A 14,452-nucleotide genomic window follows, 5' to 3' on the forward strand; every position below is an offset into this window, starting at 1 on the left:
ACTTAAATATAATTAAGGAGGCAGCATGCATATATTACTTACTGGTGGAACTGGATTTATTGGATGCGAGTTAGTAAAACACCTTACTGGCCATAAAATCACTGTTTGTACCCGCTCTCCTAAAAGAGCAAGAGAAAAGTTACGTCATGCTGATTTTTCCAATATAAATTATATTAGCACCCTATCAACACTCTCCGATCTAAATAATATTGATGCTGTTATCAATTTAGCTGGTGAGCCCATCGTACAAAAACGTTGGTCAAATGCTCAAAAAGATAAGATTTGTTCAAGCCGTTGGCAACTTACTCAACAAATCGTTGATTTAATAAAAGCAAGCTCATCTCCTCCATCTTGCTTGATAAGTGGTTCAGCAGTGGGTATATATGGCAATAAAAAAAACCAACATGTCTATGAGAATACTCCGACCGCATCACATGGTTTTCCTTATCTTGTTTGTAAAAAATGGGAGGACATTGCAAATGAAGCAGAAAGTTCTCAAACTCGAGTTTGTATTTTAAGAACTGGGATTGTTATTGGGAATGGTGGGGCTTTAAAAACCATGCTCCTCCCCTTTAAAATAGGTATAGGGGGGAAATTAGGTAATGGTGAGCAGTATATGCCTTGGATACACATTCAAGATGAAGCACGTGCTATCGCATATTTATTAAAAAATTCCAAAGCCTCTGGCATTTTTAATTTAACTGCGCCTCACCCTGTTACCAATAAAGTCTTCAGCCAAGCCTTAGCCCAAGGCTTAAATAGGCCATGTATTTTTTCTTCACCAAAATGGTTAATGAAACTAGTGATGGGGGAATCATCACAATTAGTCTTTGATAGTGTAAGGGCGAAACCCAAGCATTTAACTGAAATCGGTTTTATTTTCACTTTTTCGCATCTGGAGCCCGCATTAAAGCAGGTACTCCACCACGGTCTAGATTAAACGGTAGCAGCTGAACTGCATCATGTCATTAAACCTTAATATTTGTATGCCATTATCTCGTTCGTAACTTTATAAATGAAGATCGAATGGAGACATATGACACTTAACCAGCTCAATTGGCTATGCATCGGCATCGTCTTAAGTTTATTTTTATTACTATGATCTATTCAAATCAAATATAAACCGAAAACGTTCTTTTCATCGCATTGACTTGAAATTCATCGCAATCAACCTCATTGTAGTTATTGGCATACCTAAACTCCAAAAAACTCGGTTTTCTTATCGAAAATAAGGTACTTTTATCCTCAACAAACGCCACTTTTCAAGGATATTTCGATGCAATCAGACTTCATTATTGAGCTCAACGAGCAAAATTTCCGTCGCACAATAGAACAATCTCAACAAACACCTGTTCTGATCCACTTTTGGTCGCCATCTATTGCAGAAAGCACCCAAATCATTAATGATCTACAAGCCTTAGCAAACAAACATCAAGGCTCTTTTATATTAGCGTTTTTAAATTGCGAATCTGAACCGACCATTGCTTCTCAATTTGGTGTTCAATCACTTCCAACAATTGCTTTATTTTCGAATGGGCAAGCTATTGATGGTATGGCTGGTACACAACCTATTGAATCAATATCGACAATGCTAGAAAAGCATTTACCAAGCCAAGATGATCTAGTCTTGAAATCAGCCATTAGTGCAATGGAGCAAGGGCAGCACCAAGAAGCACTTTCTCTATTACAAAATCTACCGGAATCGCTAAGATTACGCGGTGATATCAAATTGGCTATTGCGGACTGCATGCTTGAAACAAACCAATTCGATTTAGCTAAAGTACAACTTTCAAGCATTCCACTAGAATATCAAGATAACTACTTTAAAGGTTTAACAGCAAAGCTGGAACTGCATGAACAGGCAGCAGATAGTCCGGAAATTAAAACTTTAGAATCTAAATTAGCCGAGGAACCTTTAAATTTATCTTGTCTTTGTGATTTGGCTTTACAATATCATCAAGTTTCAAGGAATGAAGAAGCTTTACAACTTCTACTATCGGTTTTGAAAAAAGATTTAAATGCTCACGATGGTGAAGTAAAAAAAGTATGTATGGATATCCTATCCGCTCTTGGACAAGGTAATACGATTGCTTCTAAATATCGTCGCCACTTATATTCTTTATTATATTAACGCGTTAATGCTGCCCAGTCAGATCATCAATGATTGGGCAGTTAGAGCCTTCGTCACCTGGGCACTCACTTATCCAACTTAACAATTGTTGACGAATCAACGTTAACTCTGCCAGTTTCTTATCGACCTCAAGTAATTTTTGTTCTGCCGTTTTTTTTACATTAGAGCTACTTCGACATGGATCATTTGCGAGTTCAACCAAAAACTTACACTGTTCTAAATTAAACCCCACCGCCCTAGCTCTCGCAACAATTTTTAACTGTTCTATTTGTTTATCACCATAGTTACGATAACCATTTTCAGACCTTAATGGCTCAGCCACAACACCTTTAGATTCGTAAAACCGGATCGATTTAGCGGTTAACCTAGTAAGTTTAGCAACTTGACTAATATTCATCTTCTTTCCTCTCAAAATAGTAAAAGCCGATCATAGCTCTAGTCTATAATCGGCTTTTTGAAAAATATATTTGAATTTAGATATTATTCTACTTTCAACAGCCAGCTCAATATATCAGCGCGCTGTTCAGGGCTTGCTTTCTTATACCAATAATCCAACATTTGAGATGGTTTTCCTTTACCGTTTAGCTCACCAGAAACTTGTTTCCGGTTTTGAAATGCCCAACTAGAGAAAGACGATTTTTCTTCTGGCGTTGCTTCTGAATACCAGTATTCGACCATTTCTTGAGGTTTACTTAGTACGAAAGGAACAACTTCTGTACCTTGTGGCAAACTGGCTGTGTGTCCATTTTTCTCATTAAAAATAGCCTGAATATAGCCAGCCGGTATTTTATAATCAATAACGGACGAATTGCTTGGCGTCGAGATTTTATAACTAAAGCCATCTATTTTCGCTTTTTCTAAAGTCGCCATATCGACAGGGAAAGTAAAATACTGAGTTGTTGTACAATTATCGTTGCAGGTTTCACTTGTTACTTTATAAGCCTTTAAAGGCTCTGTCTTATCACCATAATGCGCTTCAGTGTAAAGGTTATATGATTTAAAGTAAGTCATACTCATTGCTACATATGATGAATCCACCTTTGCATCATTTTGCTTAGGAAAAATAATCGTCATATTAGCGGCGCTATTTAATATCTGACTATTTCCAACTACAATATCACTCGTCGAAAATGCTTTACCTTGGATCTCAAGAAAGTTAGATCGTTCTTTAACCGACTGAATAGCATCCGTATAATCACCATCATCAGCAAAATTTGAACACGCTGATAACAATAATGTTGAAAGTAAAAAATAAACCTTTTTCATATACCACCTACTACTTTAAGAAGAAAAAACGCTGGCCTAAGCCAGCGTCTGGTTTACGCATTATATCGAAGAAAAGTAATTAGAATCCGTATTCAATACCAACACGTGTCACAAGATCTGTATCATTTGTCGTTGCATCTTGGTGGGTTTTACGGCCAGCAACGCGAATGTAAGGAACAAAACCATTAATCGTCATCATTAATTGACCAGAAATAGTACTTGCATCATCATCCATGTCAATACCACCTTGTTCTGAGTCTAGATTCGCAGCATAACCTAGCTTAAAGCCGATGTTATCATACCAATATTGACCTATGATAGAGTAAGAATCTTGAGACTTTTCATTAGCTTTAGTATCTGAGCTGATTTCTTCGTGCTTAAATGCTGCTGAAAGACCGAAACCTGCAGGTAGTGCAATATCAACACCAGCTAAATAAGCAAAGTTATCATCGCCTTCAACACCTTTAAAATTGTTACCAGCTTCAACTGCACCTAAAAACGTAACTTTGCTGATAGTATATTTTGCATTCAACCCACCAAAGTAAGAATCACGCGTCGCAGTACCACCACCAAAATCACCAGAATCACGACCAACTGAAGCTGCAAATGTGAAACCACCGTAGTTTAGTGAGTCATATCGAATTTGGTTTGATTGACGATCATAAGTTGCTTGAACGCCACCCCAATCAAATACACTACCCAACCCTGGGTTAGAGAAAGGCCAGTCAATAATTTCATACATTGGAGTAAGCATACGACCAAAGCGGACTTTACCCCAATCGTCACCTTTTAAACCAACAAAGGTATCACGAAAACCTAGCACACCACCGGGATTACCACCTTGACCCCAATCAGTGTTATCTACATAACCAGACTCAATTTGCATAAATACATTTAAGCCATCGATAATATCTTTACCAGCACGGAAACCAATACGTGATTCATTTTCAATAACTGCGCCAGTACTCGCTTTACGGTTATCTGTCACATTATAATTAACGACTGAAATTGCTGCTACACCATATGCTTCAACAGTAAAATCAGAGTTAATACCAATTTCTGCAGCATTAGCAGTACCAGTAAATGCTGCTGCTGAAATTACAGCGCCTAATAGCGTACGTTTAAAAATTTTTTCCATGGAAAGCTCCTAAAAATGGACATAGCTGTTTTTTGAAACCTTAATTACTTTAAGTGGCCGCCGAAAGTAACCAAGGTCATTCTTCCAATTATTTCGCTAAGTAAACTAACCTCACAAAATATTGTATTTATATCGTTGCATACACAATGTGTATCCACGCATTCAGACTAACTTCGCTACGCAAAACATCAACATTAAGTTAATTATTTAACAAAGAAACATGAGCGAGCGCAAAGTTCCGCATCAATAGTGATTAAGGTCACACAATGCCAGGATAAAAATAAAAATCATATAAAACATATAGTTATATTAAATGCATCTCAATAGATATCAAACTTATGATAAAGGTCATAATTTGAATGAATAGATAAACTGACCTTGATAGATAAGAGAGCGAGCAATGAACATGAGAGCAAAAAAAAGCACCCTAATTGAGTGCTTTTGTTAAAATTAATTTGAATTTACTTCTTTTTTATTTATTGAAATAAAGTATTACATTTCAATATACTGAACCAACTGTGCTTCATTTTGCACATCAACTCCCAGCTCTTGAGCCTTTGTCAGCTTAGATCCAGCAGCTTCACCAGCAAATAAAATATCCGTTTTCTTTGACACGCTTCCAGCCACTTTAGCCCCCAACTTCTGCAAAGCCACCTTCACATCATTACGGTTAATTTGACTAAAAGCACCGGTAATGACTACCGTTTTACCTTTGAGGGGCTGTGAAGAGTTTTCAGGTTCCGGTGCAACATCAGGCCAGTTAATCCCTTTTAAAACAAGCTCCTCAATAACTTTCAAGTTATTTTCTTGTGCAAAGAAATGAACGATATGCTCTGCTACAATTTGCCCCACATCAGGGACCTCTATTAACTCATCTTTTGTTGCTTTACGTACTTTATCCAAGGTTTTAAAATGCTGAGCTAAGTTTTGTGCAGTTGCTTCACCAACCTCTCTAATTCCTAATGAGTACAAAAACCGAGGTAATGTGGTTTCCTTAGAAGCTTCTAAGGCATTCACAATATTTTGAGCTGATTTAGGGCCCATTCGATCTAATACAGTTAAAACTCCTGGCGTTAATTTAAATAAGTCAGCAGGTGTCTGAACCATTTCACGCTCAACAAGTTGCTCAATCACTTTAACGCCTAAACCATCAACATCCATCGCCTTACGGGATACAAAATGTTTTAATGCTTCAGTACGCTGAGCCTGACAAATTAACCCACCGGTACACCGAGTAACCGCTTCCCCTTCCACTCGTTCAAGATCTGAACCACACACAGGGCAACGTTCAGGATACCGAACTAGCTTTGCACTTTCTGGTCTTCGATCTGGTACAACACCAACAATTTTCGGAATCACATCCCCCGCACGACGAACAATGACCGTATCTCCAATATGAATATCGAGGCGCTCAATTTCATCCGCATTGTGTAAGGTTGCATTGCTCACAGTAACCCCGCCGACATAAACAGGTTCAAGTTTTGCAACTGGAGTAATCGCTCCCGTTCTTCCCACTTGAAATTCAACACCATTTAGCTGGGTCATTTCTTCTTGTGCTGGAAATTTATAAGCGATTGCCCAACGAGGAGCACGGGCAACAAAACCTAGTTCTTCTTGTAATTTAATGTCATCAACTTTAATAACAACACCATCAATTTCATAAGCCAATTGATCTCGACGCTGTAGAATGTCCTGGTAATAATCTTTTACTTGTTTTAGTCCCTCAACAACTTTCGTTTCAGGGCACATCGGTAGACCCCAAGAGTTCAATGTTAAAAACCGTTGATAGTGGCTATCCGGTAAAGCCCCTTCTACAACCCCAACACTATAAGCATAAAAACTTAATGGTCTGGTTGCCGTTACTTTAGAATCAAGCTGCCTCAAACTCCCTGCAGCAGCATTACGCGGATTCGCAAAAGGTTTGGTGCCATTTTTTAATGCTTTTTCATTAAAAGCATTAAAACCATCAAGCAGCATGAACACCTCACCTCTCACCTCGATACGTGGTGGCCAACTCTCGCCACGTAACTTCAAAGGGATCGATTTAATAGTTTTAACATTAGCCGTAATATTCTCACCGGTTGCCCCATCACCACGCGTAGCGGCTTGAACTAATATTCCATTTTCATAAAGTAGGCTAACTGCAAGCCCATCTAATTTAGGTTCACAGCAATAAATTTCATTGGGTTTTTGGTTTAATCGTGTAGTTATTTTCTTATGAAAGCTTTCAAGCTCTGCATCATCAAAAGCATTATCCAAAGACAGCATAGGAATTTCATGCTTGATCTGTGTAAACCCCTCTAATGGCTTCCCTCCGACTCTCATACTTGGTGATGAATCGGATGCAAACTCTGGATTATCACTTTCTAGTTTTATCAACTCACGTATTAAGCGGTCATATTCTGCATCAGTTATTTCTGGGTTATCTTCAACGTAATATCGAATACCATGGTGATGTAACGTTTCTCTTAATTGCTCAATTTTCAACTCGATATTATTGTTCATTATGTTCTCTCTTGACGAAAAACCGTCGCCAATTAATAAAAAAGGCCCCAATAAAGGAGCCTAGACAAAATCTGTAAATTAACCCTCACCCTTGGTCCGTGCGGCAAAATCCCTAATTTGTTGGCGGTAAGCGGATAACCGATCTGGCGTCATTAAGTTTCGTTTATCATCCAAAACATTCGCACCAAGATCATCAGCAATCTGTTGAGCGGTTCTTAGCATTAGCTTAAAGTTTTGATCTGGCTCTCCGAAACATGGCAAAGCCATGAAAAATGAAATGCCCTTAGTTTGAAAAGTATCAGGATTATCATGCGCTAATGTGCCTGGATGCATCATATTAGCGACACTAAATAAAACCTTACCGGTTCCCGAAATATCAGTATGACGATGAAATATATCCATTGCTCCATACACTAAACCATTTTGTTTCATGCTATCAAACAACGGCGTACCAACAAATTCAGTGTTTCCAGCGGCATGAACATGAAACACGATAACATCCGTCTCATTCACATTGTCACTTTCACCTGTTGATGGCTCTGGCGCTTTCTTCATTGAAGACCGTTCTGTCAAACCCTGCTCTATTGAATGATGTTCTTTTTCTGGTTGTTGTGTTGGATTTTTTTCTCGTTCATCCTGCTCTTGTTCAAATTCTGTGTCCGTTATTGGCTCCGATAACGGAGTGGTATCTAATACCGAATCAGTTTGCTCAAATGCAGGCGTTACGTCTTCGACACTTTCATCAATCGCTGAAAATTTATTCTTATTTGAAAATGGAATATCAGAATTACCAAAAAGAGGATCATTATCTTCTACCGCATCATCCGTAGTAAAACCGGGCTCTTTTCGTTCTACTGTCTCACTAGAAGATGCTGTAATGCTTTCATCCGTCGGTTGTTTTAATTCTGGTTCCATTTTTTTTAATGGTTTATCCGCAAATTTAGCTTTGCTTTCTTTTTTACTCGTCCAGATTCCATGCACTAGCAAACCGACAATCGCCAATCCACCTACAATAATGAGTACTAGTCGCAATTCCTGCATTGGTCACTCTCAACTATTAATAAATTATTTAAAACCATTTCCCAATACCGGCTTGGGTATCAATGCTATCAAGGTGTTTTCTATTCTTGTTAGTAAAAAATAGCATAATCAATATGGTGATATAAAACTGTGGGTTACTTTACCAAAACTTTATATGTCTTTTGAACCAAAAAATGTCAGTATTAGTACATCTTGTCATCATAAACTAGATTTAATCTACGATTTATATCTAATTAACGCCAATTTAACATGATGTAATAGATTACACGCTTTTCTTCTTTTTCTATAACAGTAGAATAACGCTTAATCTTCCCCCCCTAAAATATAATGGAGAGATCATGTCACCCCATCCTTATTCATCATCCGTCTCATCACAGAAAAGCGGCTTTGGATACTTTATCTATGGCGCACAGCTGTGTTTAAAACCAGGAATACGGCGTTTTGTCATTTTGCCATTACTCACCAACATCATTTTATTTGGCGGATCACTCTACTATTTATACAGTAACCTTAGTGTTTGGCTTGAAAACTGGCTTGGAACCATCCCAGATATATTTTCATGGCTTTCGTATTTATTGTTTCCATTACTTGGGATAACTATCATTGCAACGTTTAGTTACTTTTTTAGCACCGTTGCTAATTGGATAGCCGCCCCTTTTAATGGATTACTGGCTGAAAAACTCGAAATACTACTTATTGGGCAAGGGCCACAGGACCAATCCTTATTCTCATTAATTAAAGACACGCCTAGGATACTGCATCGTGAATGGATAAAATTGGTTTATTACTTACCAAAAGCACTTGGCTTATTCATTATTCTTCTCATTCCTGCCCTGGGGCAAACATTAGGACCAATCTTGTGGTTCACATTTTCAGCATGGATGATGGCAATCCAATATTGTGATTATCCTTTTGATAATCATAAAGTAACCTTCCAAAAAATGAAGAATGACTTGAAAGCTGATAAACTCAGGGCTTACAGCTTTGGTGGCAGCGTTGCCGTTTTTACCATGATCCCTATCGTGAACTTATTTATTATGCCTATCGCCGTTTGTGGAGCAACGGCAATGTGGGTTGAGCGATATAAATCACATAATTAAATTGCTGCTATCTATACCCAAGTAACTTCATGGCGTGAGTTTCAGCAAGAATAAAACAAACTTTATGTTGCGTCAGATTGATTTGAAAGACGCTTACATTCCTTCACCAATCTTCCTTACCTAAAGATTTGGATGATAGCTCTGATTGAATTCTGCATCTTAAAGTCACTTGGGTATAAAATGTAAAAAAGACTTTTTGATGCGCCTTACCTCAAATAATGCGCATCTCTTTTGTTCTGACAACATTTTCCCCATATCTTATAACCATTTATTCCTTTCACCTAAATAGGAGGGGATTTATGCTTTTAATATCGTATTTATTTCTTACTCTACCGTGTAATGAAGGAACATCAACATGACAAAAATTTACGAAGATAACTCACAAACCATTGGTAATACGCCACTTGTCCGTTTAAATCGTGTAAGTAAAGGTAATGTGCTTGCTAAAATCGAAGCGCGTAATCCAAGCTTCAGCGTTAAATGTCGTATTGGTGCCAACATGGTATGGGAAGCAGAAAAAGCAGGTCTACTCAAGCCTGGTGTTGAACTCGTTGAACCAACCAGCGGTAACACGGGTATCGCTCTTGCTTATGTAGCAGCGGCTCGCGGTTACAAGCTGACACTTACGATGCCCGAGTCAATGAGCCTTGAACGCCGTAAACTTCTTAAAGCGTTAGGGGCAAATCTAGAGTTAACCGAAGCGGCAAAAGGCATGAAAGGGGCAATCGCAAAAGCAGAAGAAATTGTCGCAAGTAATCCAAATAAATACCTATTACTTCAACAATTCAATAATCCAGCGAATCCAGCCATTCATGAAAAAACAACCGGACCTGAAATTTGGGATGCCACAGATGGCCAAGTTGATGTATTTGTATCGGGCGTAGGTACCGGTGGTACATTAACAGGGACAAGCCGCTATTTTAAACAGACGAAAGGCAAAGCGGTCACTATTGTCGCGGTAGAACCTGCAGAGTCTCCGGTTATCGCTCAAGCGCTTGCTGGTGAAGAAATCAAGCCTTCTCCACACAAAATACAAGGCATTGGCGCAGGATTTATTCCAGGAAATCTAGATTTAGAACTCATTGATAAAGTTATTTCTGTTACATCTGACGAAGCAATAGAAATGGCTCGTCGACTCATGGAAGAAGAAGGTATTTTAGCTGGAATTTCATCTGGGGCAGCCGTTGTAGCAGCAAATAAAATAGCTGAACTTGCTGAATTTTCAGGTAAAACAATCGTTACCGTACTGCCAAGTTCTGGTGAGCGTTATTTAAGCACCGCTCTATTTTCAGGCATATTTACCGAGAAAGAGAACGAGCAATAAAACGGGTTCAAATCAATTTTTCTCTTAAAAAAGCTCCTTATTGGGGCTTTTTTGTTGATCCTCAACACGCCTTTAGTGATAATCAGGATGTTTTATTTTAAGCTTCGAAATAAAGAAGCCTATAAAAACGTCAATTGACAGTTTTATAGAAAATAAATAATCACAACGGTGATGGCTGAAAACAAAGTATTCGCACTTATTATTTGTTGACTAGCGAAGCAACAGATAAGAAGGTAAGCTAAACTGATTTCAGTTTCTAACAAAAAAGCAAATTAATCGGGGTAACACACATGTATCAGAAGCAAGTAGAAATCACTGCAGAAAATGGTCTTCACACTCGTCCTGCAGCGCAATTTGTTAAAGAAGCTAAAGCATTCGATGCTGACATCACGGTGACTTCAAATGGTAAAAGCGCAAGCGCTAAGAGTCTTTTCAAACTTCAAACTCTTGGTCTAGTAAAAGGTACTGTTGTCACTATTTCTGCTGAAGGCGCTCAAGCTGAAGCAGCCGTTGACCACTTAGTAGCTCTAATGGATGAGCTACACTAATCACAATCGTGATTAGTTGTATTTTTACTTTTTACATTTGAACAAATTAAGGTAAGGCTATGATTTCTGGAATTCTAGCATCTCCTGGTATTGCTTTTGGTAAAGCACTACTTCTTCAAGAAGATGACATTGTCCTAAATAAAACACCTATTTCGGACAGTCAAATTGAAGCAGAAATAAAATGCTTCTTTGATGCTCGTAATAAATCTTCTGAGCAATTAGAAGGTATAAAACAAAAAGCACTTGAGACCTTTGGTGAAGAAAAAGAAGCCATCTTCGAAGGTCACATTATGCTGCTTGAAGATGAAGAGCTAGAGGAAGAAATTTTAGCCCTCATCAAATCAGACAAAATGTCTGCTGACTTTGCTATCTACACTGTGATCGAAGAACAGGCTGTAGCACTTGAGTCACTTGATGATGATTACCTGAAAGAACGAGCTACTGATATTCGTGATATCGGTAGCCGTTTTGTAAAAAATGCCCTAGGTATTAACATTGTATCTTTAAGCGCTATCAACGAAGAAGTCATTCTCGTTGCTAATGACTTAACACCATCCGAAACTGCTCAAATCAATTTAGATTATGTTCTAGGTTTTGCTTGTGACATCGGTGGTCGTACTTCTCACACTTCAATCATGGCTCGTTCTCTGGAACTTCCGGCTATTGTTGGTACTAACGACATCACCAAAAAAGTGAAGAATGGCGACATTTTGATCTTAGATGCAATCAATAACAAAATTGTTATTAACCCTTCTGAAGCGGAATTAGCTCAAGCGAAACAAATTCGTGACACTTTCTTTGCTGAAAAAGAAGAGCTAGCGAAATTAAAAGACCTTCCTGCAATTACAACCGATGGGCACCACGTTGAAGTATGTGGCAACATTGGTACAGTGAAAGACTGTGATGGCATCAATCGCAATGGCGGTGAAGGTGTAGGTTTATACCGCACTGAGTTCTTGTTCATGGATCGCGATGCGCTTCCGACTGAAGAAGAACAATATAAAGCCTATACCTATGTTGCAAAAGCAATGGGCGAGAATTCTGTGATTATCCGGACTATGGATATCGGTGGTGATAAAGACCTCCCTTACATGGATCTCCCAAAAGAGATGAATCCTTTCTTAGGTTGGCGTGCAATTCGCATTAGCCTAGATCGTCGTGATATCTTAAAAGATCAACTACGTGGTATTCTACGCGCATCAGCACATGGTAAGCTACGTATCATGTTCCCGATGATCATTTCAGTTGAAGAAATTCGTGAACTGAAAGCAGCAATTGAAGAATATAAAGCTGAACTTCGTGCTGAAGAGCTCGCATTTGATGAAAACATCGAAATAGGTGTAATGGTTGAAACTCCAGCAGCAGCAGCAATAGCACACCATCTCGCGAAAGAAGTTTCATTCTTTAGTATTGGTACTAACGACTTAACTCAGTATACTCTTGCTGTTGACCGTGGTAATGAGCTAATTTCTCACCTATATAACCCGTTATCTCCTGCTGTACTAACAGTAATCAAGCAAGTTATTGATGCTTCTCATAAAGAAGGGAAATGGACTGGTATGTGTGGCGAGCTTGCTGGCGACGAACGTGCTACCCTACTACTACTTGGCATGGGGTTAGACGAGTTCAGCATGAGTGGCATATCTATCCCACGAGTGAAGAAAATTATTCGTAATTCAAATTTCGCAGAAGTAAAAGCAATGGCGGATGAAGCCCTAGCGATGGCGACTGCGGCAGAAATTGAAGCTTGCGTTGATAAATTTATCGCAGAAAAATCGAATTAATAATATAATCTTTAACTAAAGATAAAAAAATAACTGCTTAGGAGCACAACATGGGTCTGTTCGACAAACTTAAGAAGCTAGTATCTGACGACACAGCTGATGCAGGCGCGATTGAAATCATCGCACCACTTTCTGGTGAAATTGTAAACATCGAAGATGTGCCTGATGTAGTATTCGCAGAGAAAATCGTTGGTGATGGTATTGCTATTAAGCCGAATGGCGACAAAATGGTTGCGCCAGTAAACGGTACAATTGGTAAAATCTTTGAAACTAACCATGCTTTTTCTATCGAATCTGACGATGGCATTGAACTATTTGTCCACTTCGGTATCGATACGGTTGAACTTAAAGGTGAAGGCTTTACCCGTATCGCGGAAGAAGGACAAACTGTTAAAGCTGGCGATACAGTAATCGAGTTCGATCTTGCATACTTACAAGAGAATGCAAAATCAACATTGACGCCTGTTGTTATCTCTAACATGGACGAAATTAAAGAGCTTAATAAGCTTTCTGGTAACGTTGTTGTTGGTGAAACTCCCGTTATCCGTATCACTAAGTAATAACTTAGTTACCGATAATAAAAACGCTGCTCTTGAGCAGCGTTTTTTTATATCTCGACAGAAATAAATTCAGCACTAAACCAGATTCAGGTACCTTTTAGTTTTCCAAATCTGGTTCAATATTTCTTTATGCAATAGATAATTCAGATAGCATTTGAGCCGAAGGGGCAAAGAAATACGCACCAGTTATGGCTGTGGTAAATCTCAGTAATGTATCTGTTTTGCCATCCGTTTCACCATACATACTATTGAGTAGCACTTTAAAGTTATGTAAGCGGTTACAATAAGCAATAAAGAATAAGCCATGGTCACCCGATACTGAACCATATGGCAGGCTATGACGTACCATTTTCAGTCCTTTACCATCCTCTTTAATATCCACACGTCCCACATGAGAAGTGGGAGGTACATCATCTAACTCAATTGAATCAGGCTTAGTACGCCCAATCACTTTTTCTTGTGCGGAGACAGATAGTCGATTCCAAGCTGGAAGGTCATGAATAAAACGCTGCACCATAACATAGCTCCCACCTGCAAATTCACCATCAGGAATTATCGCGACATCATATCTCCCATTACCTTCAGGATTTTCAGTGCCATCAATAAAGTCAGTCATGTCTCGAGCATCTAAGTAACGATAACCATAAGTCTCATCAATAACGTCCACATCGTCAGAAATCTCAATCATCAATTTACGTAATAAGTAAAAGTGCAAATCATGACGTGTCGAATGGCAATGCAGCAGCACATCAACATTTGTAGCTGGCGCAGTAAAATAACCACCACCAAGCTCAACAAAAGGAGCCAATTCTTCTGGAATAGGCTGATTGGTTTTCACCCAAAACTGATGTGTAAATGCCACCGATAACACTAAGTTAGCCCCCGCTTGTTGCTGATTTAATTCACTAACAAGTTGTGGCAACGCTTTAATATGTTGAAGCACCTTCTCATGATTTGAATGTATCTTGAATAAGCAATATAAGCCAAAAGGGTTTGCTTCTGGTGTAATAGCCGATTGAGGATGTGACATTAATACTTCCTTATTCATTTCTAAT

The 14,452-nt window shown here is 38.7% G+C and carries 13 protein-coding genes; 7 read left to right on the plus strand and 6 right to left on the minus strand.

What is annotated here, in order from left to right; genetic code table 11:
- The first annotated feature begins 25 nt into the window (after window positions 1-25).
- Together VCASEI_RS08885 and VCASEI_RS08890 are read left to right on the plus strand one after the other, a co-directional pair.
- Window positions 26-940: a TIGR01777 family oxidoreductase gene (locus VCASEI_RS08885; RefSeq protein WP_086962594.1), complete on the plus strand. Its 915-nt coding sequence runs from the start codon at window positions 26-28 to the stop codon at window positions 938-940.
- A 336-nt stretch (window positions 941-1,276) separates the two neighbouring features.
- Window positions 1,277-2,131, plus strand: a complete 855-nt coding sequence (locus VCASEI_RS08890) for a co-chaperone YbbN (protein ID WP_086962597.1) — start codon at window positions 1,277-1,279, stop codon at window positions 2,129-2,131.
- A 4-nt stretch (window positions 2,132-2,135) separates the two neighbouring features.
- Here VCASEI_RS08890 and cueR read toward each other — a convergent pair whose 3' ends face one another.
- From cueR to zipA, 5 genes are all read right to left on the minus strand, one after another.
- Window positions 2,136-2,528 (minus strand): Cu(I)-responsive transcriptional regulator, encoded by a 393-nt coding sequence (cueR, locus tag VCASEI_RS08895; RefSeq protein WP_086962599.1) that lies wholly within the window; start codon window positions 2,526-2,528, stop codon window positions 2,136-2,138.
- An 83-nt stretch (window positions 2,529-2,611) separates the two neighbouring features.
- Window positions 2,612-3,397: a DUF2057 domain-containing protein gene (locus VCASEI_RS08900; protein WP_086962601.1), complete on the minus strand. Its 786-nt coding sequence runs from the start codon at window positions 3,395-3,397 to the stop codon at window positions 2,612-2,614.
- A gap of 79 nt (window positions 3,398-3,476) precedes the next feature.
- Window positions 3,477-4,535 (minus strand): porin, encoded by a 1,059-nt coding sequence (locus VCASEI_RS08905; RefSeq protein WP_086962603.1) that lies wholly within the window; start codon window positions 4,533-4,535, stop codon window positions 3,477-3,479.
- Window positions 4,536-5,027: 492 nt separating this feature from the next.
- On the minus strand, window positions 5,028-7,040 hold the full coding sequence (gene ligA, locus VCASEI_RS08910; protein ID WP_086962605.1) for an NAD-dependent DNA ligase LigA: 2,013 nt from the start codon (window positions 7,038-7,040) through the stop codon (window positions 5,028-5,030).
- Window positions 7,041-7,118: 78 nt separating this feature from the next.
- Complete coding sequence (zipA, locus tag VCASEI_RS08915) at window positions 7,119-8,081, minus strand: cell division protein ZipA (protein ID WP_086962607.1); 963 nt, start codon at window positions 8,079-8,081, stop codon at window positions 7,119-7,121.
- Between the two features lie 338 nt (window positions 8,082-8,419).
- Here zipA and cysZ point away from each other — a divergent pair, with 338 nt between their 5' ends.
- The 5 genes from cysZ (at window position 8,420) to crr (ending at window position 13,397) form a co-directional block, all read left to right on the plus strand.
- Window positions 8,420-9,181 (plus strand): sulfate transporter CysZ, encoded by a 762-nt coding sequence (gene cysZ / locus VCASEI_RS08920; RefSeq protein WP_086962609.1) that lies wholly within the window; start codon window positions 8,420-8,422, stop codon window positions 9,179-9,181.
- A 355-nt stretch (window positions 9,182-9,536) separates the two neighbouring features.
- Window positions 9,537-10,505 (plus strand): cysteine synthase A, encoded by a 969-nt coding sequence (gene cysK / locus VCASEI_RS08925; RefSeq protein ID WP_086962611.1) that lies wholly within the window; start codon window positions 9,537-9,539, stop codon window positions 10,503-10,505.
- A 290-nt stretch (window positions 10,506-10,795) separates the two neighbouring features.
- Window positions 10,796-11,053 carry an HPr family phosphocarrier protein gene (locus tag VCASEI_RS08930; RefSeq protein WP_017025938.1) on the plus strand — a complete coding sequence of 86 codons (258 nt, stop codon included), beginning with the start codon at window positions 10,796-10,798 and terminating at the stop codon, window positions 11,051-11,053.
- A 59-nt stretch (window positions 11,054-11,112) separates the two neighbouring features.
- Complete coding sequence (gene ptsI, locus VCASEI_RS08935) at window positions 11,113-12,837, plus strand: phosphoenolpyruvate-protein phosphotransferase PtsI (protein ID WP_089111128.1); 1,725 nt, start codon at window positions 11,113-11,115, stop codon at window positions 12,835-12,837.
- A gap of 50 nt (window positions 12,838-12,887) precedes the next feature.
- Window positions 12,888-13,397 carry a PTS glucose transporter subunit IIA gene (gene crr / locus VCASEI_RS08940; RefSeq protein WP_086962615.1) on the plus strand — a complete coding sequence of 170 codons (510 nt, stop codon included), beginning with the start codon at window positions 12,888-12,890 and terminating at the stop codon, window positions 13,395-13,397.
- Between the two features lie 127 nt (window positions 13,398-13,524).
- Here the strand turns inward: crr and VCASEI_RS08945 are convergent, their stop codons facing one another.
- Window positions 13,525-14,427 (minus strand): Dyp-type peroxidase, encoded by a 903-nt coding sequence (locus VCASEI_RS08945; RefSeq protein ID WP_089111127.1) that lies wholly within the window; start codon window positions 14,425-14,427, stop codon window positions 13,525-13,527.
- Window positions 14,428-14,452 lie beyond the last annotated feature (25 nt).

It is taken from the genome of Vibrio casei, assembly GCF_002218025.2.
Classification (GTDB): Bacteria; Pseudomonadota; Gammaproteobacteria; order Enterobacterales; family Vibrionaceae; genus Vibrio; species Vibrio casei.

What these genes read in the sequence shown, in the direction of transcription:
- VCASEI_RS08890 (WP_086962597.1), top strand. Translation starts at nt 1,277, where the DNA reads ATGCAATCAGACTTCATTATTGAGCTCAACGAGCAAAATTTCCGTCGC.
- zipA (WP_086962607.1), bottom strand. Translation starts at nt 8,081, where the DNA reads ATGCAGGAATTGCGACTAGTACTCATTATTGTAGGTGGATTGGCGATT.
- cueR (WP_086962599.1), bottom strand. Translation starts at nt 2,528, where the DNA reads ATGAATATTAGTCAAGTTGCTAAACTTACTAGGTTAACCGCTAAATCG.
- VCASEI_RS08900 (WP_086962601.1), bottom strand. Translation starts at nt 3,397, where the DNA reads ATGAAAAAGGTTTATTTTTTACTTTCAACATTATTGTTATCAGCGTGT.
- VCASEI_RS08885 (WP_086962594.1), top strand. Translation starts at nt 26, where the DNA reads ATGCATATATTACTTACTGGTGGAACTGGATTTATTGGATGCGAGTTA.
- VCASEI_RS08905 (WP_086962603.1), bottom strand. Translation starts at nt 4,535, where the DNA reads ATGGAAAAAATTTTTAAACGTACGCTATTAGGCGCTGTAATTTCAGCA.
- VCASEI_RS08930 (WP_017025938.1), top strand. Translation starts at nt 10,796, where the DNA reads ATGTATCAGAAGCAAGTAGAAATCACTGCAGAAAATGGTCTTCACACT.
- ligA (WP_086962605.1), bottom strand. Translation starts at nt 7,040, where the DNA reads ATGAACAATAATATCGAGTTGAAAATTGAGCAATTAAGAGAAACGTTA.
- cysZ (WP_086962609.1), top strand. Translation starts at nt 8,420, where the DNA reads ATGTCACCCCATCCTTATTCATCATCCGTCTCATCACAGAAAAGCGGC.
- ptsI (WP_089111128.1), top strand. Translation starts at nt 11,113, where the DNA reads ATGATTTCTGGAATTCTAGCATCTCCTGGTATTGCTTTTGGTAAAGCA.
- crr (WP_086962615.1), top strand. Translation starts at nt 12,888, where the DNA reads ATGGGTCTGTTCGACAAACTTAAGAAGCTAGTATCTGACGACACAGCT.
- cysK (WP_086962611.1), top strand. Translation starts at nt 9,537, where the DNA reads ATGACAAAAATTTACGAAGATAACTCACAAACCATTGGTAATACGCCA.
- VCASEI_RS08945 (WP_089111127.1), bottom strand. Translation starts at nt 14,427, where the DNA reads ATGTCACATCCTCAATCGGCTATTACACCAGAAGCAAACCCTTTTGGC.